26 protein-coding genes and 1 pseudogene are annotated in these 24,298 nt (G+C 35.8%); 8 read left to right on the forward strand and 19 right to left on the reverse strand.

The features are described from left to right. Positions 1-24: 24 nt before the first annotated feature. Entirely contained in the window at positions 25-819 is a 795-nt protein-coding gene (locus ACRPLQ_RS18135) for a hypothetical protein (protein ID WP_432236201.1), read from the reverse strand. Positions 820-1,031: 212 nt separating this feature from the next. On the opposite strand from ACRPLQ_RS18135, the gene ACRPLQ_RS18140 reads away from it, so the two are divergent. Continuing rightward, a complete protein-coding gene (locus tag ACRPLQ_RS18140) occupies positions 1,032-1,529 on the forward strand; it encodes a DinB family protein (RefSeq protein ID WP_098627285.1) in 498 nt (165 codons plus the stop codon). 114 nt (positions 1,530-1,643) lie between these two features. Here the strand turns inward: ACRPLQ_RS18140 and ACRPLQ_RS18145 are convergent. Beyond that, positions 1,644-1,835: pseudogene (locus ACRPLQ_RS18145) on the reverse strand (cysteine hydrolase); the annotation flags it as partial. Continuing rightward, the gene (locus tag ACRPLQ_RS18150; RefSeq protein WP_028413848.1) at positions 1,836-2,036 is read right to left on the reverse strand and encodes a DUF1272 domain-containing protein; all 201 of its coding nucleotides are present in this window, start codon (positions 2,034-2,036) and stop codon (positions 1,836-1,838) included. A gap of 144 nt (positions 2,037-2,180) precedes the next feature. Here ACRPLQ_RS18150 and ACRPLQ_RS18155 point away from each other — a divergent pair, with 144 nt between their 5' ends. Together ACRPLQ_RS18155 and ACRPLQ_RS18160 are read left to right on the forward strand one after the other, a co-directional pair. Continuing rightward, on the forward strand, positions 2,181-2,603 hold the full coding sequence (locus ACRPLQ_RS18155) for an Lrp/AsnC family transcriptional regulator (RefSeq protein ID WP_176344278.1): 423 nt from the start codon (positions 2,181-2,183) through the stop codon (positions 2,601-2,603). Positions 2,604-2,622: 19 nt separating this feature from the next. Then, on the forward strand, positions 2,623-2,934 hold the full coding sequence (locus ACRPLQ_RS18160; RefSeq protein ID WP_034264981.1) for a hypothetical protein: 312 nt from the start codon (positions 2,623-2,625) through the stop codon (positions 2,932-2,934). A gap of 1,197 nt (positions 2,935-4,131) precedes the next feature. On the opposite strand, the gene ACRPLQ_RS18165 is transcribed toward ACRPLQ_RS18160, so the two are convergent. The 8 genes from ACRPLQ_RS18165 to ACRPLQ_RS18200 all read right to left on the reverse strand — a co-directional run bounded on the left by ACRPLQ_RS18165 (position 4,132) and on the right by ACRPLQ_RS18200 (position 11,843). Continuing rightward, positions 4,132-5,025 carry an ROK family protein gene (locus ACRPLQ_RS18165; protein ID WP_098627287.1) on the reverse strand — a complete coding sequence of 298 codons (894 nt, stop codon included), beginning with the start codon at positions 5,023-5,025 and terminating at the stop codon, positions 4,132-4,134. A 112-nt stretch (positions 5,026-5,137) separates the two neighbouring features. Then, on the reverse strand, positions 5,138-6,466 hold the full coding sequence (locus ACRPLQ_RS18170) for a PTS sugar transporter subunit IIC (RefSeq protein ID WP_432236202.1): 1,329 nt from the start codon (positions 6,464-6,466) through the stop codon (positions 5,138-5,140). A gap of 12 nt (positions 6,467-6,478) precedes the next feature. Then, positions 6,479-7,885 carry a GH1 family beta-glucosidase gene (locus ACRPLQ_RS18175; protein WP_432236203.1) on the reverse strand — a complete coding sequence of 469 codons (1,407 nt, stop codon included), beginning with the start codon at positions 7,883-7,885 and terminating at the stop codon, positions 6,479-6,481. 14 nt (positions 7,886-7,899) lie between these two features. Beyond that, entirely contained in the window at positions 7,900-8,208 is a 309-nt protein-coding gene (locus tag ACRPLQ_RS18180; protein ID WP_014460687.1) for a PTS sugar transporter subunit IIB, read from the reverse strand. 1 nt (position 8,209) lies between these two features. Next, positions 8,210-8,551 (reverse strand): PTS lactose/cellobiose transporter subunit IIA, encoded by a 342-nt coding sequence (locus ACRPLQ_RS18185; protein WP_033578591.1) that lies wholly within the window; start codon positions 8,549-8,551, stop codon positions 8,210-8,212. Between the two features lie 139 nt (positions 8,552-8,690). Next, a complete protein-coding gene (locus ACRPLQ_RS18190; RefSeq protein WP_014460689.1) occupies positions 8,691-9,404 on the reverse strand; it encodes a GntR family transcriptional regulator in 714 nt (237 codons plus the stop codon). Between the two features lie 661 nt (positions 9,405-10,065). Beyond that, positions 10,066-10,839: a TerC family protein gene (locus tag ACRPLQ_RS18195; RefSeq protein WP_033578590.1), complete on the reverse strand. Its 774-nt coding sequence runs from the start codon at positions 10,837-10,839 to the stop codon at positions 10,066-10,068. 383 nt (positions 10,840-11,222) lie between these two features. Beyond that, on the reverse strand, positions 11,223-11,843 hold the full coding sequence (locus ACRPLQ_RS18200; RefSeq protein ID WP_165635764.1) for a TetR/AcrR family transcriptional regulator: 621 nt from the start codon (positions 11,841-11,843) through the stop codon (positions 11,223-11,225). A 135-nt stretch (positions 11,844-11,978) separates the two neighbouring features. Here ACRPLQ_RS18200 and ACRPLQ_RS18205 point away from each other — a divergent pair, with 135 nt between their 5' ends. After that, a complete protein-coding gene (locus ACRPLQ_RS18205) occupies positions 11,979-14,201 on the forward strand; it encodes an MMPL family transporter (protein WP_432236204.1) in 2,223 nt (740 codons plus the stop codon). A 106-nt stretch (positions 14,202-14,307) separates the two neighbouring features. Here the strand turns inward: ACRPLQ_RS18205 and ACRPLQ_RS18210 are convergent, their stop codons facing one another. The 3 genes from ACRPLQ_RS18210 to ACRPLQ_RS18220 all read right to left on the reverse strand — a co-directional run bounded on the left by ACRPLQ_RS18210 (position 14,308) and on the right by ACRPLQ_RS18220 (position 14,995). Continuing rightward, on the reverse strand, positions 14,308-14,544 hold the full coding sequence (locus ACRPLQ_RS18210; RefSeq protein ID WP_154991487.1) for a hypothetical protein: 237 nt from the start codon (positions 14,542-14,544) through the stop codon (positions 14,308-14,310). Positions 14,545-14,612: 68 nt separating this feature from the next. Then, positions 14,613-14,804 carry a hypothetical protein gene (locus ACRPLQ_RS18215; protein WP_033578587.1) on the reverse strand — a complete coding sequence of 64 codons (192 nt, stop codon included), beginning with the start codon at positions 14,802-14,804 and terminating at the stop codon, positions 14,613-14,615. A gap of 53 nt (positions 14,805-14,857) precedes the next feature. Beyond that, positions 14,858-14,995 carry a hypothetical protein gene (locus ACRPLQ_RS18220; RefSeq protein WP_165635762.1) on the reverse strand — a complete coding sequence of 46 codons (138 nt, stop codon included), beginning with the start codon at positions 14,993-14,995 and terminating at the stop codon, positions 14,858-14,860. A 501-nt stretch (positions 14,996-15,496) separates the two neighbouring features. Here ACRPLQ_RS18220 and ACRPLQ_RS18225 point away from each other — a divergent pair. Further along, positions 15,497-15,718: a hypothetical protein gene (locus ACRPLQ_RS18225; protein WP_165635761.1), complete on the forward strand. Its 222-nt coding sequence runs from the start codon at positions 15,497-15,499 to the stop codon at positions 15,716-15,718. Between the two features lie 79 nt (positions 15,719-15,797). On the opposite strand, the gene ACRPLQ_RS18230 is transcribed toward ACRPLQ_RS18225, so the two are convergent. Then, the gene (locus ACRPLQ_RS18230; protein ID WP_432236205.1) at positions 15,798-17,294 is read right to left on the reverse strand and encodes a class I adenylate-forming enzyme family protein; all 1,497 of its coding nucleotides are present in this window, start codon (positions 17,292-17,294) and stop codon (positions 15,798-15,800) included. A 442-nt stretch (positions 17,295-17,736) separates the two neighbouring features. Here ACRPLQ_RS18230 and cax point away from each other — a divergent pair, with 442 nt between their 5' ends. Both cax and ACRPLQ_RS18240 read left to right on the forward strand, forming a co-directional pair. After that, entirely contained in the window at positions 17,737-18,780 is a 1,044-nt protein-coding gene (gene cax, locus ACRPLQ_RS18235) for a calcium/proton exchanger (RefSeq protein ID WP_432236206.1), read from the forward strand. Positions 18,781-19,146: 366 nt separating this feature from the next. Continuing rightward, positions 19,147-20,661 (forward strand): arylsulfotransferase family protein, encoded by a 1,515-nt coding sequence (locus tag ACRPLQ_RS18240; RefSeq protein WP_221818227.1) that lies wholly within the window; start codon positions 19,147-19,149, stop codon positions 20,659-20,661. 110 nt (positions 20,662-20,771) lie between these two features. On the opposite strand, the gene ACRPLQ_RS18245 is transcribed toward ACRPLQ_RS18240, so the two are convergent. From ACRPLQ_RS18245 to ACRPLQ_RS18260, 4 genes are all read right to left on the reverse strand, one after another. Next, positions 20,772-21,170, reverse strand: coding sequence for a hypothetical protein (locus tag ACRPLQ_RS18245; RefSeq protein WP_154991491.1), 399 nt, complete (start codon positions 21,168-21,170; stop codon positions 20,772-20,774). 295 nt (positions 21,171-21,465) lie between these two features. Next, positions 21,466-21,648 carry a hypothetical protein gene (locus tag ACRPLQ_RS18250; protein WP_014460704.1) on the reverse strand — a complete coding sequence of 61 codons (183 nt, stop codon included), beginning with the start codon at positions 21,646-21,648 and terminating at the stop codon, positions 21,466-21,468. A gap of 164 nt (positions 21,649-21,812) precedes the next feature. Further along, positions 21,813-22,301: a DUF6518 family protein gene (locus tag ACRPLQ_RS18255; protein WP_182030646.1), complete on the reverse strand. Its 489-nt coding sequence runs from the start codon at positions 22,299-22,301 to the stop codon at positions 21,813-21,815. Between the two features lie 163 nt (positions 22,302-22,464). Next, on the reverse strand, positions 22,465-23,052 hold the full coding sequence (locus ACRPLQ_RS18260; protein WP_221818228.1) for an NDxxF motif lipoprotein: 588 nt from the start codon (positions 23,050-23,052) through the stop codon (positions 22,465-22,467). A gap of 192 nt (positions 23,053-23,244) precedes the next feature. Here ACRPLQ_RS18260 and ACRPLQ_RS18265 point away from each other — a divergent pair, with 192 nt between their 5' ends. Then, positions 23,245-24,138, forward strand: coding sequence for an AraC family transcriptional regulator (locus tag ACRPLQ_RS18265; protein ID WP_033578579.1), 894 nt, complete (start codon positions 23,245-23,247; stop codon positions 24,136-24,138). Positions 24,139-24,298: the final 160 nt, after the last annotated feature.

A 24,298-nucleotide genomic window follows, 5' to 3' on the forward strand; every position in this document is an offset into this window, starting at 1 on the left:
TTCATAAACTTAATTTTTACTATTTTATTGTTCTAATACCTTCTCATAACAAGGAGGTGTTGTGCCACTTCCGCCATACCCTGAGACACTGGTGCGATCTACTTTATAAGACATTATATAGCGTCCTTTTTGTTTACCTTTAGTCCAGTTTTCTTCAAACGTCACTAGATAAAACTCGTTATTTAATTTTTTAGCACGAGTTGTTCTTTCGATTTGATACCCTCTAAAAGTTCCTCTCCATGTTCCAACTTTAGCAGGAAATAAATCAATATCTGTTCCTTCACCACTTGCCGCAAACTCTATTGCACCTTCTTGGGTAAATGGCGGAAGGCTAGGTGATAGCGCTTCGAATATACTCCAACTGAGAAGTAAAAGAATAAGAGGTATGATTAGCAATACTTTTGTACTTTTTTCCCTGTCAATTCTTCTTTCTACCCACCAATCTATACATGCATATAACATAGCAGCTGCCATCCCGTAATAAGCCAAATATGTATCTTGAAAAAACAAACCGTTAATTAAACCTAATATGCCATGGAAGAAGACAAATAGCCACCTCATGTTGGGAAGCCATTTCTTTCGAATAGCGTCCAGTATAACTGAGACAAAATTTCCGTATACAGCAATAACTACCCCTACATAAAAAAGATATACAAGGAACCACCCTGCCATGTCATTTCCAGTATGATACGATAGTTCTTCTCCGTTAGTTAGCTGTTGGATCAGACCTGTTACTGTCAAAAGGTACGCTAAAATAAAGCTTGTAGAAAGAGTTGTTATCGTCTTTCTCAAAATCACATAATCTTTTTCACTTTCCATAAAGGGTACCTTTTTCTACTTATTTCTATATATTTTATATTAAACCATATTTCTTCATATAAAGGTGACTTACAAACAAAAAATTGTGATTGAGACTATTTATTTTAGTGGCTTTGTTATAGTAAATTGTTAATCACAGAAGTACATATATTAAACTGATTTGTGTTAGACTGTTAAAAGCGTATGACTTTGAAGAAGAAAGGCTGAAAAACATGACACAAACAAATACAGCATTTCGTGATGCACTTATCAAATCACTCAGAGGTGAAAGAGGTCATCTTCCAACAATTAATGCAATAACCGACATTAATATGGAACTTGCTTCATATAAACAAAAGGAATTACCTTACTCTATTTATCAATTAGTGAAGCATATGAGCTATTGGCAAGACTTTTTACTTGCTCTTGCTAAAGGAGAAAACCCTGAGAGACCGAAAAGTGTAAGTGAAAGCTGGCCTGAACATCCTGCCCCGGTTGATGAGGAAGAATGGGAAAAGACGATCCAGCATTTTTGTGATGGAATTGACGAAGCTTGTCACTTAGCTGAGACATTATCAATCGAAGAACCTCTGGATGCTTGGCCAAGTGAAACCCCAGGGGGATTACTGCGTAATATTGCTTCTCACAACAGCTATCATCTAGGTGAAATTGTCATTATGAGAAGATTAAACGGAGCATGGCCACCGCCAACGGGAGGCTTTCCTGCTTAGATTGAGACATAATGCAGAAATAAAGCTCTAAAAAGCGTCCATTAAACACTTTTAGAGCTTTATTTTAGTTGTGTACTATTACCTTTATAAATAATGTGTCGGACAAAACAAGTCTTACTCTGTATTTCTGACAATTGAAAAGTGTGCAACGTTGTAATGACCATGTAAAGTTTCACTATAATGCTTTATGATTTGTTTAGCACTTAAACCATTACTGTCCGTTGTTGAATGTCCATCACCCACTAATGTCACATCCACCCCATTGATTGTAGCTGTTCTGACTTCACTATCTATACAGTGTTGTGTCTAAATCAATGAGCAACTTAGCGGATTTTCTTGCCCCCTTGGTCTTTTGACCAGCTCCCCTTCACAGTTAGGACAAATATACATCGCACTTTCACTACATTTATCACAGAATGTACATTCATGTGTACAGATATAAGCAACAGAGCTATTATGGAGTTTCTTATTGCACTTTTCGCATGTATTTCTCATTTCTAAAGCCATTAAATCCCTCCTTTTGATATAATTAAATTGTATTGTATAAATTTCTATTTTCACATAGCTATTTTATTGTATTACTAATTAATAGCTTTAATATTGACGGAAAATTCATTATTTTAATTTATAATTTAAAGCGGGGTATGTTTTATGGATGAAATTGATAAAAATATATTACTACATCTACAAGAAAATGCTCGTTTGTCCGTTACACAGTTGGGAAAGCTGGTTGGTTTATCCACCCCTGCTGTTAATGAAAGAGTAAAAAAACTTGAAGAGAAAAACATAATAGATGGATATAGAGCAATAATTAACCCTGAAAATTTCAACAAACCTGTAACTGCTTTTATTTTATTTAGCAATACAAAATGCAAGCAATTCGTAGAATATTGTAAAGAACACCCTGAAGTTATTGAATGTCATCGTTTGGCGGGTCAATACAACTATCTAGTAAAGGTTTTAACTACTTCCGTTCAATCTCTTGAAACATTTATTGATGAATCTATGGCTTTTGGAGAGCCATCTACATTGATTAAACTTTCATCACCAGTTGTCTATAAAGCAATAAAATAGAAAGGGAGAAATATCCAATATGAAAAAGCGGATTTTGAGTTGGAGCATTCTTGTTGGGGTTATTATTATTGTAGCTATTGGCATACCAAGGATAACAGCTAATGAAGCAAGCGCTTTAGGTTCATCAGAAGAAAAAAAGAAAGTAGAAGAACTCGAAGAAAATTTCCGAAAGTGGTCACTTGAACCACTGGATAAGTTTATGGTGCAAAGTCACCAAGCAAAGCCGAATGGACATCAGTGGAATAGTGTGAAACAAAAATCAATTAAAAATTACCGTGTCACATATTACACGTTTTTTGGATTTCGTTACATGGAAGCAGAAGTTAGTTGAGTCTAACATGGAAAGATAAGATTTGCGCAGAATATTATGCCACATGCCCGTTTTTTTATCATGATCCATTCGATGTTACATAGATATAAAAAATAAACGTACAAAAAAAGGTAATGCAACATGCACTACCTTTTTTGTATTGTAATTGTTCTCTAAAACACCTGAAATTATTTTAAAATTATCAATATTATAGATTAAAAGGATTTTATTACCTTTTATGGTATACTCAAACCTAAACTATTCTTAAGGAGTGAACGAATTGGAAGCGAATAACCAAATTTAAATGAGAACAGTTATTGAGTAGATGTCTAATGCAAATACTAATTTTAGAAAAGGTGATGTGTGTAGATGAGTCAAAGATATGTTCAGCATCGTTTATTTCCTTACTTATTGGCCGTGTTTTCCGTATATTTACTTATCAGTAAAAGTAGCTTTATACCATGGTCCATCCTTGCATTTATAGTAGTTAGCACAAGCGTAATAGATAAAAGATATAAGTCTTCAGAAAACACTAAGAGATATATTTTTGCTAATAAGAGACTAGATTTTGTGTACAGACTTTTTTTATCTATCAGTGTTTTATTTATTATGATGAATCTACTTGTCTTAAAATTAGGTACAATATCTGTACTATATGTTCTTCTTCTACTATTTTTGACATCCATATTACTGTTCACTAGTCATATGGAATAATACGCTGTCTGTAGAATAACGAATGGTGGAGTTTTATCAATTAGAGAGGAGCATAAAATTGCAATCAACTTTTCAAATAAGATTTAAAGACATACTACTCATTATTCTAACCTTATTACTTGTCATCTCCGTATTAGTAAATTGCGCTAGTTATTTTAATAGCAAGCAAATCGAAAGCATCAGTTCACAATGTTACGATAAAGGCGGAGAAGTCATACTTGAGATACATAACCCTTTTACCAATGATTATTCTTTTATGTGTAGGTAGGCTTTATCTATCTACTCCAGTGTTTTTTCATAAATGCAGGGACATTTTCATTTTGCATTTTAACGAACGGTCTTTGCAAAAATAAATAAGCGCAGCTGCTTACTTCAGCTACGCTTATTTATTTAAATCTTTATGTTGATATTGACCTATAAACCACTCAATTCTCTACCTATACCTTATCTAGATGAAAATCTCTTCATTATGGTCTGTACATGTCATAGCTCTACTGTTTAGTCTCAAATTAACTCCAACGTTTTTCGAGACGCAATATGATGGTAAACTGCACCAATCATACCTGATTGATTTCCAAAACTAGTAGATCTGATAACAGCACAGAATGCTGGATCAATTTCTAAGATTCTCTGTTTTAATTCGTTTATGAATGTTTTTCTTGAAGTAATCCCTCCCCCAATATAAAAAGTAGGAGGAGCAAACACATAATATAAGTTTAAGATGTTCATTGCCAATCCACTATATAAGTCACTAACCAGAAGCGATGCCACTTCTTCCCCTTGGTCGTAAGCTTCAAAGATTTGTTCACCTGAGACATTTTGAAAAGGTATATTCATACACTCTGCATATTTTTGGCGAATAACCGCCAGCGTAGCTGTTTTGTTAAATTTATGATTTTCTGCACTATCACTCGTAACGTGTTCACTGAACATATGTCCAAACTCACCAGATTGGTTACGTCTCCCTCTATAAAGAGCGTCGTTCAAATAAATTGCGCCTCCAATTCCTGTTCCAATAGTTAGACAAAGAAAGTCAGTCTCTTCTTTTGCACTTCCTTTCCATTTTTCTGCTAGAGCTACACAATTCGCATCGTTTTCTGCACTTATTGCCAAATCAGGAAATTGTTCTTTAAAATATGCAAAGATATTGAACCCATTAAAATCTTCAATAGCACCGCCCATTTCAATAAAACCTGTATTAGGATTAATAAAACCAGGTATGCTTAGAGCTAGCCCTACTACATCAGAATCCATTCGGCTTTCAATTTGAGTAAGAATAGTCTGCCCTTTCCTATTGGCTAGAGGTATTTTTACGGATTCAACAAGATCACCGGAAAGAGAAAATTTCCCCATTTTTAAATCGGTACCACCAATATCACAAGCTAATACAAATTTCATTGTATATCCTACTTTCTTCTTCAAAATATTGACTATAACTTCATTATAAGTGCATAAATAAAGAATTTCCCCCTATAAAAGTATACGGGGGGTAATTCTTTATTTAGTTGTTTTAAGCAATATTACTTTCTGATTGTTTTTTTGCTTCGAGCTCTTCATTGTAAGAAATACTATCTTGCATTCTGACAAAAGGAAGATAAATCATTACTGACATTGCAATGGTTATTATTTGCAATAAAGCCCCTCTCCAGCCGCCAATCAAGAAGCCAGAAACAACCGGCGGTGTGGTCCAAGGAACCTGAAGTGCATTGAAAGGCTCTACCCATCCCCAAATGATAGAGAAGTAAACCATAAATGATGCGATTGCAGGAACAATAATAAAAGGAACAAACATTATTGGGTTAAATACAATTGGCATGCCAAAAATGATTGGTTCGTTTATATTGAATAAGCCAGGAGCTAAAGATAATCGACCGAGCTGCTTTAAGTGCGATGATCGGGCCACTATAAGGGCTGCAATAATAAAACCAATGGTAATACCTGATCCCCCTAGTTTCGTAAATACATCCAAGAATTGAATGGTTACAACTTTAGCATTCTCGCCTACAACAAGCTCTTTACCAGAATCCAATATTGCTTGGTTTTGTAGAGCATTGGCTGTTAGAAGCGGTCCCATTACTCCCATAATAATGGCAGCACCATGAATTCCACACCACCAAAGAAGTGACATTAAGACCATGATAAGAACTGCACCAGTAAGCGTGTCCGTCAAATTTTGCACGGGTACTTGCAGCAGTTTATAAACAATTTCAGTGAATGTCTTATTTGCAAAAGCTTGGCATAATCCAAAGACAATGGCAGCTACTGTAATGATGGCAAACCCAGGAATTAGTGCAGAGAACGAGTTTGCAACGCCTGGCGGAACACCTTCTGGCATTTTAATACGAATATCACGCTTAATAAACTGCGAATACACAAAACCAACAAATAGACCAACTACAATCGAGGCTAGTACACCCTGCCCGCCGGTCCAAACTTTGGGAATAACACCTGTGACGGTTTCTCCGCTTTTTGCCAAGACAGAGGACTGAGTGATAATAAGGAAGGCAACTACACCTAAAATACCAGCTGGCGTACCTTCAATTTTTTCGTTCCGGACGTATGAATAAGCGATTCCAAACACACCAATAAGAGCCAGAATATCAAATGTAGAACCGACAACCTGGGTAAGTGGAAGGTTCCACTGTTCTCCAAATAATTTCACCATAGCCTCTTCCCAGCCTGGAATAGGGGCAGCGAGAATTAATAGAAAGAGAGAGCCGATAATTGTCATCGGCATTGTTAAAATAAACCCATCCTTAATTGCAAGTGTTGGTTTTGCATTTGCAAATCGAAGGAAGAACGGGGTGAACTTTTCAAATACACTTTCTAAGCGACCCATAGGGGTACCTCCTTAAAGTTCTTCTGCGCGTGTAGCGATAATATCCTTGTACCAAAAGAATGATTGCTTTCGTTTTCTTGCAAGATTATTTTTGTGATCGACATAAATGAATCCGTATTGTTTTTTATAACCATTTAACCAGCTAAGCAAATCAATGACAGACCATGCAAAGTATCCTGAGACGTTAATTCCTTCCATGACAGCTTTTTTGACAGCGCTTAAATGATTTTCAATATAGTCGATTCGAGGTTGATCATGAATCTCTTCACCAACGATAGGATCTTCATCTCCTAAACCGTTTTCCGTGATATACATTTTGATGTCCCCGTAGCGTTCTTTAAGCATACGCATCCCTTCTAGAAAAGCATCAGGAGCGATTTCCCATCCCCATTTGGTATATACCTTTTCTTCCATCATGACTGTTTTGTATACACCGTCAAATGAAGGGTTTCCAGGTTTACCTGTTGAGTTCTCACGTCCACCAGACAATACGAGGGCTGAATCGTTTTTCATTACGCGCTGTGGGCAGTAATAGTTTAATCCGATGAAATCATTCATAGGTGCCATTCTATGAAGCAAATCCAGTTCCTCTTCTGTCATTTGCGGGAGTAGCCCTTTAGCTTCGAGCTCTTCTATTACATATTGTGGGTAAGCTCCTTTCAAAATTGGATCATAATACCAATGTGTCGAATATGCATTCGCATGTCTTTCTGCAAATTTGTTCTCTTCGTCTTCATCAATGCTAAACGCCGGGTTAAAAACATGAGTAATGCCAATTTCCCCCTCATAGCTTGACTGTTTGAAAAGTTCAACCGCACGGGCATGAGCCACAAACACATTATGTGTCGCCTGAAAGTATGCTTTCGCATCCCCTTCAATTCCTGGTGGATGAGCACCGGTTAAATAGCCTAACGAACAAAAGATAACCGTTTCGTTAAAGGTAATCCAATTCCGTACTCGATCGCCGAATGCTTTAAAACAAACATCAGCAAACGTGACAAATGCATTGGATGTTTTAGGATTTAGCCAGCCGCCTTCTTCTTCAAGCGTTTGAGGAAGGTCCCAGTGATACAATGTGACGAACGGAACAATTCCGTGTTTTAAACATTCATCAATGACATTATTATAGAATTCCAATCCTTTTTGATTTACTTCACCTGTACCGTTGGGAAGAATACGTGTCCAGGCAATGGAAAACCGATACGATTCCAATCCCATCTCTGCCATAAGTGCGATGTCTTCTTTATATCGGTGATAATGATCAATGGCCACATCACCGTTTGTTCCTTCAAATGTTTTACCGGGAATCTTTGAGAAGACGTCCCAGTTCGAAACCCCTTTACCGTCCTTGTTCCATGCCCCTTCTACTTGATAAGAAGCTGAAGCTGCGCCGAACAAGAAATCTTTTGGCATTTTCAAATCATTCACCCCGTTTATTTATTCGCTAATTTAATCGCGTGTTCAAGTACTTTTGCACCATTCATCATGCCGTAATCCACCGTGTTAATAACATCAATAGCGACACCTTTTGGTTCACAAACAGCTTTTCCTTTGTTTAACAAATACTTCACCTGAGGACCTAATAAAGCAACATCGATATTATCAACATACTTTTCCATCTCTGACTCAGGGTAAGCTGCAATCTCAGCTTCTACACCACGCTCACCAGCAAACGCTTTCATCTTCTCCACTAACATACTTGTAGACATACCTGCTGCACAGAATAATCCAATCTTCACCATATCAATTCATCCCTTTCAATAAGTTAATTTCTTTTTGCATGGTCATCATATGATCCAATAGCTCTTTTACTAAGATCGTATTCATCAAATGGTCTTGGGCATGAACCATCAATACACCAACCCGTGCCGATTTTCCTTGGGCCTCTAGTGTGACAAATTTTGTTTGAATAGCATGTGCTTCGTTTAAAATTGCATTCGCTTTTACTACTTCTGCTTCTGCCTCTTCTACTTTGTTTTCTCTGAGCAGATGTAAAGCAGCGTGATAGCTCGCTTTAGCATCACCTGAAAATGCAATTAATCCAAAGATATCTTCAGAGCTAATCTCAATCGATTCTTCAACCATATATGTACACCCTTTCATAAGTACAAATCTAATTTGTTGGTACAAATTTTATAAATTTATAATAACTCACTCAGATTCATATGTAAACTATTTTTTTTATTTTCAGACAAAAAAAAGAGCCCTGAGCTCTCTTTGCACCTTAACTACCTTTCATATTTGATACTTTTAGCAATTTTACATGTTTGAAGTGATGCACTGACTGTGAGTAATCAAATATTGCACCGTTTATTAAATAAACCGTATTATCTACCACCAAAGCCGGATCATTCTCTTTTAATCCCAATAAATCAGCTTGCTCACACATAAGATAATCGGCACGAATAACACGATCTGCAAAACCAATTGCTAGTTGCTGGTCATTGCGTAAATATGTATAAATCGATTTTTTCACAATATTTTCATCAAGGTATTTAACAAGATTTTTGTTGAAATACGAAGTTTCAATTGAAAATGGATCACTATCAACATATCTTAGCCTTTTTACATAATAAATAGGTGTTCCAATCTTACATCCCATATTTTGGGCTAGTTCCTCATCCGCATTAATTAATTTAAAATCTAGCAGCTTGTTTTCTACAAGGCGGTCACTAAAATCATTGGTAACTCCTTGTAGCTTTTCAAGATTAACGTATCCATTGTTGTGATGATTACGAATAAATGCACCGCTGCCCTGAACTTGATATACATATCCTTTATTTACGAGAATTTCAATTGCTTTTCGTACTGTATTACGGCTCACCTGATACTTTGCTGCATATTCATCTTCAGTCAAAAGTTTATTTGTTTTTTGATAAACATGCTCAGTAATATCAGATTCAATTTGGCCAGCTACTTGCAGATATTTTGGCATCATTCTGTTTTACACCTCTCTATACAAACTAAAAAACTAGGGATTATTATAGCATAAAATACGGAAAGAAGTGCTTTTATGAATATACTTGAAATAAAAAAAAGCTTTATAGCCTTGTTCAATATGAAGATAGCGCTACTACTTATATTACTCCTAAAGTACTGGAATTGACGTATTGTAAAACATCTAAGATTTTGCAAATCATTATACTTACGGATCAAAAATGAAGTTCGATGGCTTTATCTAATTGCTTTTTTAATGCAAGTTAAAGTTAGCTTTAAGTCAAGGTTTCCAAGAATAATTTCCAAAAAAAAAAACGATTTTGCAAATCATAAAAATAAGTCTACACCTTAACCGTACGGACTTAAAATTAAGTTAGTTCATTGTTTTTTTTGGGGGTTTTCTTGATTTCCTGCTTTACTGATTATCGTAAAGGGAACAAAAATAATAAATAAAATAACTAAGTTCGTTTTCACAATCGTTTCAATTAAAAAGTGCGTTAACCCTGCTTGGGTTAACGCACTTGATCGTTAGGCCTGAACCAGCAAAACTCACTTTTGTATAGAATCTAAACATCCTTTCAAATGCTGAAATAGGGATCCATTTTGACGGGAAGAGTAAGGGTAATTAGTAAATTCAGGGTGCGCATTACGCTCAATTACTTTTAAGCCGATGATTTTTCTGATGACTTATTGCCCGGTGCAAACCAACCCAATAGCGCGATACCAACTAATACTCCATAGAAAATCAAGGTCCAAGCGGTGCTATGAGGGAAATGAGAATCTAAGACCCCGATATCTTTATGCGCAAAAGTAATAACCGCAAGTTTCACACCGACCCAGGCAACAATTGCATATGCTGTCGTTTCTAAGGCAGGTCGCTTTTCGAGAAGTTTTACAAACCAGGTTGCTGCAAACTTGATTAAGATAAGACCTGCAACTCCTCCAAGAACTACAACTGCAAACTGTCCTCCATCCATCCCACCGATTTCTCCAAACTGTGAATCCGGAAGCCCAAGAGCTATGGCCACTGCAGCTAAAATAGAATCTATGGCAAAAGCAAGGTCAGCTAACGCAATTTTCCCCACTGTTGGCCAGAACCCCTTTCCAGCAGACTCCTTCTCATCATCATCATGAATATTCTCATTATGTTTCCCAAACCGCGCCTGAATGACATGCTTCAAACCTAGATACAGGAGATAAACGGCTCCTATGGCCTGTATCCACCAGACATTGGCGATAAATGAAATGGCAAAAAGAGCTCCAAATCGAAAAATAAATGCCATCAGAATTCCGTAATTAATCGCTCTTTTTTTCTGATCCTCGGGTAAATGCTTGGCTATAACTGCCAGTACAAGAGCATTGTCAGCTGATAATAATCCTTCTAATCCAATTAGAATCAATAATGCCCATACGTATTCGAGCCAAATAGATTCCATCCGCTTCTCCCCTTTCCAAAATGTAAGCTGCTATGCTAAAGGTTTTGTTTACAATAGAATAACCATATATGCTAAAGGCAACCCTAAAAGATAGGATTTTCATTATTTTAACACTAACCTTCTATAAAATACTTCTTTAAATACAAATAAAAACCAAATTATTAAATTTTTACGTTTTTTATCATATAACGTCGCTTTTTTACATGATTAATGAAAACTTCGGGCCAACATCTCTATAAGTTGGATGGTTAATAGGTAATCGCTATTATTTCAGGCTTTTTTTTACAAAGTGCTTGCGACCAATGAAAAGAACGGCTAAAAAATATTCATCAATATTTTTTAGCCGTTCTTTATTTCTTCTTTGTACCATGCAATAAAACGGGTCAATTAGGACTAATCCCTACCCAAAAAAGATCTACTAGAGCCTGAGCCGTTTTTTCAGGGCCTCCTAATTCAGTTATTAATTCTTTTTTATTCCGAATCATTGTGACCATAGAAAATGTATGCGCAAGCAAGCGAGGGCTTGTTACGACAATTTCACCGTTGTTTGCGGCCTGTTTGAATACGTTCTCTAATGCCTCATGTATCGCTTTCTCTGCTTCACGAATTTCACGAATATGATCTTCTGTAAGCGACGAAGTCGCTTCTTGTAATAATGTTTCAAAATCAATATGCGGCCGCTTTAAATGATCCAATGTTACCTCATATAATCTGTGTTTTAACCCATTGGAGTTTTGCAATAATTTCTCCGTCTGTTTTGTAATACGTTGGAACATGCTTGATACGGAAACTGTAAACAAAGTTGCCTTATTTTTAAAGTAGTAGTAAACGCTGGCCTTGGTCACATCGCTCGCTTCAGCCACTTGCTCCATTGAAACTTTTTCGTACCCGTATGCCATAAATAAATGAGCAGCTGTTTTCAAAATTTGCTCTCTCGTTATATTATTTTCAGTTGTTATTTTAGGTCTGCCAGGCTTTTTTTTCGGTGTCTGATTCGTATTCATAAGGGCCCTCCTTCTAGTTCAAGAAATTGGCACATTTAAACTAGTTGATTAATTAACCTTCTGGTATATATAATTATTGAAGGTTCTATATATATTGTAATAGAAACAAACAGATTTGGAAATGAGGGAGAATTAATGAAAGAATCACCTTTAGCAACATTCAGTCGATATATGACTGGGAAAGTGAGTCGATGGATTGTAATTGCCGTATGGATTTTGGCAACTGTAGTCCTCACGATTGCTTGGCCTGCTGTGAATAAGACGGAAGTAAACAATGCACCAAACTTAAGTGAGAATTCACCTTCCGTAGAAGCTGAAAATCTTATAAAGAAAGAATTCCCTAATTCATCAGGGGTTCCTGCCTTACTTACATGGCACAAAGAATCAGGTTTGAATAATGATGATCTAAAATCTATTCAGCAAATGGCGGCGGATTTAGAAAAGAAACCATTAGAAGCACAAACGTCTACTCCGCCTTTGCATAAATTACCGTTAGCAGCTCTGCAAAAGATGGTTTCGAAAGACGGAACAACTCTTGTACAGCCTATTTTCTTTGAAGAAAACGTTGAAACGGATGTACTAGAAAAAAACCTAGATACGATTAAAAAACAAGTAAAAGAGAATGTTTCATACGATTCGTTTGCGACGGATATCGATGAAAAAGATAAGCTAAGCACGCGCGTTACAGGACCTGTAGGAATTCAAGTAGATGCAACCAGCCTATTTGAAGGAGCAGACGTTTCGTTACTAATTGCGACAGTTTTATTAGTCTTAATTTTACTTCTTGTAATTTATCGTTCCCCAATTTTAGCGATTATTCCTTTGATCGGTGTAGGTTTTGCCTATGGGGTGCTGAGTCCAATTCTCGGTATTTTAGCAGATAAAGGATGGATTACGGTCGATTCACAGTCCATATCCATTATGACGGTCTTGTTATTTGGAGCCGGAACAGACTATTGTTTATTTTTAATTTCTCATTATCGCGATGAGCTTCGCAAAGTAAAAGATAAGAGACAAGCACTTATCAACGCCTTTAAAGGTGCTTCAGGTGCTATAGCGATGAGTGGCTTTACGGTTGTCATCTCTCTTTTAGCTTTAATCGTGGCAAAGTACGGGGCTTACCACCGTTTTGCAATCCCGTTTAGTTTATCTATTCTTATTATGGGATTAGCGAGCTTAACTCTTATTCCTGCCCTGCTTGCAGTTATGGGAAGAGGTTCTTTTTATCCTTTTGTTCCTCGCACTCCTGAAATGGAAGAAGAATTGGCGAAAAAGAAAGGAAAACCGGTGCGTGACCGAAAAGAGAAAAACCGTTTCGGGAATTGGATTGGTAATGTGGTTACGACTAAACCATGGACAATCATTGTAGCTTGTCTAGTCTTTTTTGGAGCTTTATCCATATACTCTAGTCAAATCAAGTACACGTATGATTTATTGTCTTCTTTCCCTGAAGATATGCCTTCTCGTGAAGGATTTACGATTATCTCTGACGCTTACTCTCCTGGTGAACTAGCACCAGCACAAGTAGTAATTGATACAGAAGGAAAATCGGTAGATCTAGAAAAAGAGTTAAAGAAAAACGATCTTATTAGTACCGTTTCTGCACCTCAAAGTGGTAAAAGTAATAAGGATTTAAAGGTATATGACGTCACGTTTAATGTAAATCCATATAGTATAACAGCTATGGAGGCTATTCCAGACTTGAAAGATGCAGCCGAAAAGGCACTGTCACAGTCCGGAGTTCCCTCAGTAAAATCCAAAGTATGGATTGGCGGTCAAACAGCGACGCAATATGACACGATGACTGTTAGTGATAAAGACAACAATATTATTGTCCCGTTAATTATTATTTTTATATCGCTGCTGCTAGTGGCTTACTTGCGTTCTATTGTAGCTATGCTTTATTTAGTGGGAACCGTTATCCTCTCTTACAGTGCAGCTTTAGGCTTAGGCTGGCTCATCATCCACAATATCATGGGAGCAGATGCTATCCAAGGAGCGATTCCTTTATATGCATTTGTATTCTTAGTGGCGCTTGGCGAGGATTATAATATTTTTATGATCTCAAGCATCTGGCAGAAAAAGAAATATATGCCGTTAAAACAAGCGATTAAAGAAGGCGTAAGTGAAACAAGCGGTGTTATCACATCAGCTGGAATTATTTTAGCTGCTACATTCGCGGTTCTAGCAACACTGCCTATTCAAGTTCTGGTTCAGTTCGGAATTATCACGGCTTTAGGTGTTCTGTTAGATACATTTATTGTGCGACCATTCCTTGTACCTGCGATCACTACGGTTTTAGGAAGATTTGCTTTCTGGCCAGGTAAAGCTGAAGTGGTATCAGAAAAAGAGAATTAAGTAGTAAAACAAAGGTGTTTTATAATTGATTTACTATATGGCTTCTATGAATGTAAAACCAAGAAAAAAGCAAAGAGAATATTAATATTCTCTTTGCTTTTTTAATTTACTTCCATCTGTGCTCTTCTTTATCTGTTAGCTTTACGATAAACGGAAATAAACCAATGAGAGATATAGCAACAATCCCACTTAAATAACCTAGTCCCATTAAAGAACCAGCACCTTTAAAGGAGATAAATTGTCTGGTATGGCATTTAGGACACTTCTTTCCTTTCTTAGAAAACCCAAGTAACCATACATTTTTAGCGTTCCATTTGTAATTGCAATGATTGCAACAAGCCATATATACTCTACCTTTCTTGTCTTATGCTTTTATTTGTTTTTATGTAATTTTTGAGCGGAATTATAATGTTAGTTCATATTAGTCTGATGATGATTAAAAGTCATATTTATAATTTCTCCAAGCAACAGTCCTACAGCTGCTACTGGTATAAACACTTTAAACATACTAATAGAAACATCTAAGCCTAAAATCAGTAAAAGAAAATAACCAAATAAGAATCCTGTACAGATAAATGAATATTTTTTTATCAATTTTCTCAAAAAGACACCTCTTTTGCTTGAATACTCCATTCACATCTTTATGTATAAAAGGATCATTCATTCTTAACAAAACGTTTATTTCTTTTTTTAACTTGAACGACTTTATAAATAAACAAACCTAAAGAAACCAATAAAATTAACCAAAAGATTTGAAAAGCTACGTCCGCCCAATTAACACTTGATATATCCATATTATCGCCTCCTATATCTTTTACGAACGAATTTCATAAAAGTTCCATATTTGTATTATTTATTGTGTTTTCTAAGTGATATTCTCACTTGCACTTTAGAACCTCCTATAATCAGTCTTAACTTTAAATGTATTAAAAAGGGGAATACACTTTGTAAAAAGGTGTGATTTTATTAACTTTTTACGTATTACCACAACGGCTGTTGTTCTTTCTTTTTTTGGTGTGATATTCAGAATCATTTACGGCCAAATAATTGGGGGAAAAGATTTTCAATCAGAAAGTCTCATTGGTCTCTTCGTTGGATTTTTTGTGAGTATTTTTTTCATTTATTGTTTTAATGATTAGCGTAAAAAGAAAAAACATAATTAATTCACTAATTAGCAAACGAAGCACTCAATGCAAATTTTAATAATCTAGAATGGCTTTCCGCACAACTTTCATAAAAGCAGCTATTTAGGATAAATTATTACTGAAGAAACATATGCTACTGGAGGTCGTAACTTGTTAATAGGTGAGATTGTTCAAAAGCTAAATAATGGTGCTTCTTATGAAGGTATTGCTTCTTCCATTAAAATTAGTGAAGATATCTTGAAAGATGATTTAAAGAAATTCGGATTTCACTACGATGATAAAGAAAGAAATCTCGTATTTACAGGATACGAATCTGAATATGAAAATACACTTTGTATTTGTTACTCTGATATCAGGAAACTTTCTACTTAACATTTTTGCGTTAAAATGATATTACTTCTATTAAATTATAAAAGCGCGGGCTGCATTCAGTCCGCGCTTTTAACCCTCTTCATTTTAGCTCTCTTTTTAATACTTTACCGAGCTGGTTTTTAGGGAGTTGATCAATAAAATAAACTTCCGGAACTTTGTAACTTGCTAGACGATCACTACAATAGTTTAGAATATCTTCTTTTGTTAAAGAAGAATGAGGATCCTTTACTACATAAGCTCTAGGTTTTTCTCCATAAACAGGATCTTCTACTCCTACTACAGCAGCTTCTATAACCGTACCTATTTGCTCAATGATTTCTTCGACCTGATCGGGATAGATATTATCACCGCCATATACGATAACATCTTTATAGCGTCCCATAATATATAAAAAGCCGTCTTGATCTATCTTTCCAGCGTCCCCCATATAGAACCAGCCGTTTCTAAGAACTTTGTCAGTCACCTCTTGATTATGCCAATAGCCTTTAAAACAATAGGGGCTTTTTATAATAATTTCTCCAACTTCCCCTGTTTTTACTTCTTGTCCTGACTCAGGATCAATGATTTTTACTTCTACACCGGAAAGAGGCTTACCCGCCGATTCAATTTTTTCATTTCCCATATCCGGTGTCCATACACTCACTGTCCATGCTTCTGTACTTCCATACCCTTGGATCATTCTAATGCCTAACTTTTCATACTCCTTAATAAGATAAGCAGGAACTTTGGCCCCTCCTGCAATAGCAACCTTTAGTGAAGAGTTCTTTGACTCTGCATTTTTCACTCTTTCAAGCATTTGCATATACATAGAAGGAAACGCTAGCATCATAGTGATCTCGTGAGTTTCAATCGTTTCCCACATGATTTCTGGTGTAGGATCTGACAACAGAAACAACCCCATTCCGTTGGAAACAGATTTTAAAATATTGTTAATAGAACTCATATGATAAAAAGGATGCGAGGCAAGAAATCGACCATCCTCTTCATAGTCTATTCGTTGACTCGATGGTTGTATATAAGAATACACGTGACCATGCTCAATCATACAGCCCTTTGCATTGCCAGTTGTTCCAGAAGTAAAAAGAAGCATCGCAATGTCATCTTGAGAGACCCGTATATTTGGGTTTAGTATAGAATACGCAGAAAAAATGTCATTATATTCTTCAACTGTCTCCACACTATTTTCTCTTCCTACTTGTAAAGTAATAACGTCATTTAATATTTCAGAATCAAAAGGAATAACCTCATGAAATTTTTGGTCGTAGAAAATAACTTTAGGTTGTGCACTGTCTAAAATATCGATAATTTCGTACTTCGTCAGCTGCCAGCTAATAGGAACCGCTACGGCTCCAATTCTTAACGCAGCTAGCAGAATGGTAGGAAACGGATGATTATTTTGACATAGAATTGCGATTCGATCTCCTTTTTTAACATTATGGCTTAACAGGTAATGAGCCAGCTGATTGACACGTTCATTATATTCTTTAAATGTATGGAAAGATGTACTCCAAATTAAAGCCTCTTTTTCAGCAGATTGTTTAGCTCTTTGCTCTAATAGTTCTCCAAGTGTATACATGATAGCTCTCTCCTTTAATGATAATGACCAGTTTGAATCATATTTAAATGGTGCTTCCTTCTAATTATTTTTAACTCTATAAACTACATTACCCAAACTTAACGTTAACGAAAACGTCAATTATAGACGTTTGAAAAATTCATATCTTTTGAACATATAAAAGATACATATTAGTTATTCAGAAAAGACTATTCAGTATACTTTGAAGCTTATGCTGAGGAGTTCATAACGTTTGATCTTGTAAGGTTCTTTTCTTTTTTTAACTTTAGTCTCCTTTTGTAGCAGCTATTACGTATGTTCTCTTTCTATGCATCGAGTTAATTGCTAGTTGCACTCTCCATGTGAATAACAAAAGTCTTAAGAGTTATATTAATAAAAACGCTAAGATAATATAGAGCTTCTCTTCTTGCTATAGGATCTATAAATGACCATGGAGGAAAATATGAATAAAGTCTTTTTTATTTTTATGATTGTTGGTGTACCTCTTTCAATTATTGGCAGCATGTTTAATTGGAATTATATTTTCATGTTTTTTATTTATTGCGTGACATTAATTAGTTTGGCTAATTACATTAGACGTTCCACTGAAAGCCTTAGCGTTGTAGTAGGTCCAACAGCAGGCGGATTACTGAATGCTACGTTTGGCAACGCTGCAGAAATTATTATTTCATTTTTTGCATTAAGTAAAGGATTAAATACAATCGTCATTTCCTCCATTACGGGAGCAGTTCTTGTTAATCTTCTTTTTGCCAGTGGAATATCCATGATCGTTGGAGGTATTCGATTTAAAAAGCAAAAATTTAGTGTGTTTAAAACACGACATAATACTTCCCTCTTAATGTTTGCTATTATCGTAACTTTTGTATTGCCGTTTATCTTTGCAAAACGCTTGGATGATAAAGATATGCAGGTTCTATCCACTTCTTTTGCTATTGTGATGCTGACCATTTACCTGCTTGCTCTTCTTTTTAAACTTGTCACGCATAAAGGGATTTTCACCGGAAACGCAGAAGAAAATGGAGAGGAACCAGAATGGGGAAAAAAGAAAGCAATCGTTGTGCTTGGACTGGCGACAATTGTACTAGCTTATATTAGTGAGAAACTTGTTGGCACCATTGAGCCAGTAGGTGCTGCTTTAGGCTGGAGTCACGTTTTTATTGGAATTATTGTTGTCGCCATAGTGGGAAGTGCTGCAGAGTACGTGTCAGCAATTGCCATGGCCTATAATAACAGAATGGACGTAATGGTGGAGATCTCCATTGGTTCAACCGTCCAAACGGCCATGTTTGTTGCTCCTATACTTGTTCTGTTCTCATACTTGTATGATTTCTTGCCTCTTGTGTTTAATACAGCGGAAATGATTGCGATGATTCTTGCCGCTCTCATGACGGTGACCGTTGTGAACGATGGTGATTCCAACTGGTTCGAAGGTGTTTTACTTGTTGGTACCTACATTGCGATAGGCTTTAGTTTTTACCTTTTATAGAATTTTTTCAAGAAAAAGATGAAAATTTCAGCTTACATAAAGACAAAGCTTGATCGTCTTTTTAAATCTTGACGAATAATATATACACAAAAATTTGCTTTTCTTTTGCATGGTTTTCAACTTTAAACACAATTAAAGTATTGCTGTATTGATAATATATAATCGTATATGAACAAGAAAAACGAGCTCTTATCTACTAAGAGCTCGTTTTTTATATTTATTTTATCTACCTTACATATAACCGTTTCAAATAAACAAAAGACACCAGTAAACCTAAAATGTATGTACATATTTTGAAGCGAATGACATATTAATAGCTCAAGAGACAGTGTTTACTAATAAAAGTTAGAGGAGATGAGAGTGAGAATGGATAATTTTAATTCACAATCATCCACTGATCATCCAAACCCGCAAGTATGGAATTTTGTTTCAGCTCCTAATTTACATCCCATGAAGGTTACCATTAATACTAATAAGCCTGGAACAGCTCCCGGCCTATTATTTGTTGCACCTTATACGGTATATGGAGCAGCGATGATTGGACAGACTGGCGCACTAATTATGGATCAGACGGGTAATCCAGTGTGGTTTAGACCACTTGCTAGTAGGTATATCCAAAATACAGACTTTCGAGTACAAATATACTGCGGGAACCCTGTTCTTACGATGTGGCAAGGGACAATTTCAGGCACTCAAACTTCAAACCCTAACCTTCCAGTAGGTGAACCTGAGCCTGGTGCTTATTTTCAAATTATCAATCAGCATTATGAGGTCATTAAAAAGTTATTTGCTAAAAAAGGGTTTACTTCTGATTTGCACGAGTTTACAATCACCAAACGGAATACGGCTTTATTTACGGCGGTAAAACAAGTACCTGCAGATTTATCTAAGTATGGAGGACCCTTAAACGGGTATTTTAGTAATTACTCTATTCAAGAAGTAGACATTGAGACGGGAGAGCTTCTTTTCTTTTGGGATGTACTTAAACATATTAATCCAGCTGATTCGATGGTACCTGCTTCATCCGCAACAAGCTCTAACAATATATGGGATTGTTACCACGTAAATTCAGTCGAAGAAGGTCCAAACAATACACTTTTAGTGAGCATGCGTAGTATGTGGGCTATTTATAATATTGACAAAGAAACGGGAAAGGTAATTTGGCAACTTGGTGGAAAGCAAAGTGATTTTAGGCTTGGACCGAACGCTAAATTTTCTTGGCAGCATGATGCGCGCTACAGGTCCGAAAACAGGATAAGCTTGTTTGACAATGCCTGCTGTGCTTCTCCTGATTCTCCACCTCAAGGGCAAGCGCGTGGTTTAATTCTTCACTTAGATTATAAACACAAGGTTGCAAATGTAGATCGAACATATTATCATGACCCTGCTTTATATGTTCCAAGTCAAGGAAATGCGCAAAAGCTTTCCAATGGAAATCAACTCATTGGGTGGGGACAAGAACCGTACCTTTCGGAATTTAGGAACGCTGGCAATACACGGAGAAACCCTTCATTTAATTTGTTATATGATATGCAGTATCCAAATCAGAATCTTTCGTATCGAGCCTTTAAAAATAAGTGGGTAGGTCTCCCACTTTATCCGCCTAGCATAACTGTAGACTTATTGCGCGACGGTGAAGCTACAGTTTACGCATCATGGAATGGTTCAACAGAAACAGTCGCTTGGCAGGTGCTGGCGGGACCAACACCTTTTAAATTGTCAGTAGTGGTATTTAGTACCCCTCGTACTGGATTTGAAACAGATATTCATGCTGAGGCAGGTGGTCCCTATTTTCAAGTCAAAGCATTAGATTCATGCAGGAACGTCATTGGTACATCACCCACTACTTACGTAAAAATAAGACGAAATAGACGGAAGTGAGCATTAATAATCCTCTATTAGATTTTTAAAAATGTTCGTATAGTGCCCCTACTCTGAAGACCTGGGGGAATACTTGATATAGATGAGTATGGGGTACTTTTTCTCTCGAATTACTTACCTTTTAAAACAACATCTTCTGATTTGTCATTCCATTTAACAGTTAAAATCAAATGTTTAGATTTCGTTATACCTTCACTAGCGTCAACCTTTACTTTCTCTTTAAAATTCCCTTCTTCATTTAACCTTGCGTCTCTCACTGCAATTCCATTTTGATTATTTGAAGTGTCTAAATTAATTCCAAAATCCCCTACGTTTTCTACCTTACTACCTAGATAATTTAAGTTAATTTGAGCTGTTTCTTTACTATTTTCAACGGGATATAACGTAATAGTAGCTGACCAGCTTTGAGTTTCACCTGAAAACTCTAAAGGATCCTCAACTTTACTTTGACATCCAACTAATGAAACAAAAAAGAAAAGACTAAATAAAGCAATACAAAACTTTCTCATCCTCGTCCTCCATGTAAACAGTATAATGTCATTTTTACTAACTTATATTGTATTAAACTATATATTTTTAGTTAACGCCGCATAGAATATTATCTAGTAAAGAACATATGTAAGATCTTTTTTAAAAACTGATCGTAGATTTTGAAAGATGCGCTAAATGCGGAACGTTTCTTTTCACTTTCCATTATAATTTTATCCCCTTTTATCCTCAGGCATATTCTATACAAAACAAATTGCCGTTAGTTTAAACAATGAAAGGTCTCCCAGAAATAATTCTGAGAGACTAGTAAAAAAATTAACCTGTGAAAAAACTTACAACACCTATCAGCACAAAAAATATGAGAATTGCAGATAGAATGAGTACAACTGTAAAGATAGGTTTATACTTTGCTCTATTTTCTTGATTACTTATCTTATTATGTAAATCATCTAATTTTCTTTCAATTTCATCCAGACGTTTTTCAGTGTTAATATCCATCACCTCCTACCTTTTATACGAATTACTCCTCTAAAAGTTTCCTAATTACTGTATTTTAAAGAATATATATGTAAAAAACACTTTAAATTGTATGTATAGTTAGTTACCAAAATCTTCTTTTCCCCTAGTAAACGTTCATTAAAAAACAAAAATCTTAATCTAAATCAAAAGTGAAAGGGACTTACTTGTTTGATAATAAACGAAATAATAAACGAAACAGCAATTGTTGCCGCTAGCTGCTTTGGAGTTTCGTAAAAGACTACGCATAAAACAGCATACATAATGAATTCTTCAATATAGTTTACATGTATATAAAATATTCCAACCGCTAAAGAAAGACTTAACAATAACCCCATAGGCAAAGCTGGTAATATCCAAGCCAGACGTAAATTATTTTTAGCCATCCATACAATAGCTGCTAGAAACGGAGACGCTAGTGCGATACTTCCCCACAGTAAAAAATAACTAGTTGGAAAAAATCCAAATAAAAAAGCGGAATATATATAATAGCCTGTTAGCATTCCTATAAAGAACATGAATGTATTAAGAGCCGCACTAATTTTGGTTTTACTATACGCAGCTATAAGGGTAGCAATCAGTACCCAAATCCCTGTCCTCGAACACAAACCTCCAAAATATGGAAGGATGTTCATCCGCCAACTTCCATCAACACCTGCAACAGTATCTAAATATTTGGTTGCTATCCCCAAAGCTGTACCGAAGACTAAATAGATAATAGAAAATGCAAGTTTGTTTGTAGACTTAACTATTCCAATAGTAAACTCCCCCTAACCAAAGAAAATCTATTAAAATGTTTTAACTCTTTCGTCCAAAAGCTTTTGTATCAATATTTTTGTCATCTAGGAAACTCTCTATCTTTATCTGCTCTCTTCCATTTACACTTTTATTTTTATTCATAAGTGACTCAATTTCTGTTTCAGAAAAATCTCCTTCACTCATATGCTCAACCATGTCATCGATTGCTTGATCCAGTTCATCCAAAATTTGATTGGAACCCTTAATAAAACGGCTAATTCTCTCTGACTCTTTTTTATATCCTTCTGGTAGAGTATTGTGCGAGATATAGGTGGAAAAGTTACGATCATTTTCTCTGACCAGATCGTTTAGTTGTTCGAGTTTTTTCGCTTCAGCTTTAGTTAGCTGTTGATCAGAATCCATAATTTCTTCAAATTGGTCACTGATATTGGATAAATCTTCGCTAGTATCTAAGTATGTCTTTATACTTTCTTTCATTTCCTTTTCATCAATTAAGGCATTATTTTTCGATGAACTAAATATGGAAGTTGGTAATACAATTTTTCCACTAGCTTCTTTTGTACTTTCCTGATAAGAACAAGCGCCTAATAAAAAAATAATTATTAAGCTAAAACAAAGTTTTTTCAATTCAAACGCTCCCTTTAACAATGTATTTTTTCCATTAATTTACACAGAAAATTTTAACATTAAAATCCTCTTAGGACTATACATCTAGAGGCGTATATTGGAAAAGTCCCCCCACCTAATTAAATATAGCAAAAAATGTTAAGAACAAAGATTTGTTTGCTGTTATAGTGAACGTAAGGTAGGTGAATGTAAATGAATTATGTAACTTGTATACAGAGAACGCTGGATTACATTGAGGAGAATTTGGAGACACAAATCACTTTAGAAAAGTTAGCAGAAATTGCCTGTTTTTCTCCTTTTCATTATCACCGTGTCTTCCAAGCCATGGTTGGAGAATCAGTGATGGATTATGTGAGGAAACGAAGACTTACGCGCGCAGCAGAACGCTTATTTTTCACAGATGAAAAAGTCATTGATATCGCACTTGATGTTGGTTTCCACTATCAGGAGTCTTTTAACAGAGCGTTCAAAAAATTTTATGATGTTTCACCCAAACAATACCGTAACGCAAGAAGAATATCTGGACCTCTGCGAGGAAAAGCCTACCTAAATACCACAATTTTGTCAGGAGGAAATAAGATGGAACCAAAACTAGTCACTAAACCTGCTTTTTATGTCATTGGATATGAGCTAAAAACAAAGAACGAGGGTAGCCAGAATAATAAAGACATTCCTGAATTTTGGCAACAGTACATGCAAAATGGATTAGGCTCTAGAATACCCCATCCCATAAACAAAAACGTTGAGCTTGGTATTTGCACTGACTTTAATCCTGAAACGGGTGAGTTTGTTTATGTAATTGGTATGGAAGTTGAGAAAGACACTCCAGCACCTGAAGGAACAGTTTACAGAAGCTTCCCTGAACTAGAATATGCCGTATTTACTACACCAAAATCAAATGAAGAATCTTTTACTTCTTCCATTCAGTCCACGTGGAATTATGTTTTTACAGAATGGTTCCCTGAATCGGGTTATGAGCACTACGGATCAATGGAATTTGAACTGTACGACAAAAGATGTTATGGCTCAGAAAATAAAGAGATTGACATCTACATTCCTGTAAAAAAACAGACTGTTAAGGCATAGAAGAGAAAAGCATTCCAAGTAGAAATTCACTTATAATGCTGAACATATTCCTATACAAAAGCCCAATCTCTAAGCACTTATATTTAAGAGAGGGCTTTTTATTCTTTTGCATTGGGAATTTTGGAATCAACCAATTTGAATATTCACTTCATTTTTAGTT

The organism is Priestia sp. TRN 1309, assembly GCF_050846875.1.
GTDB classification, from domain to species: domain Bacteria; phylum Bacillota; class Bacilli; order Bacillales; family Bacillaceae_H; genus Priestia; species Priestia zanthoxyli.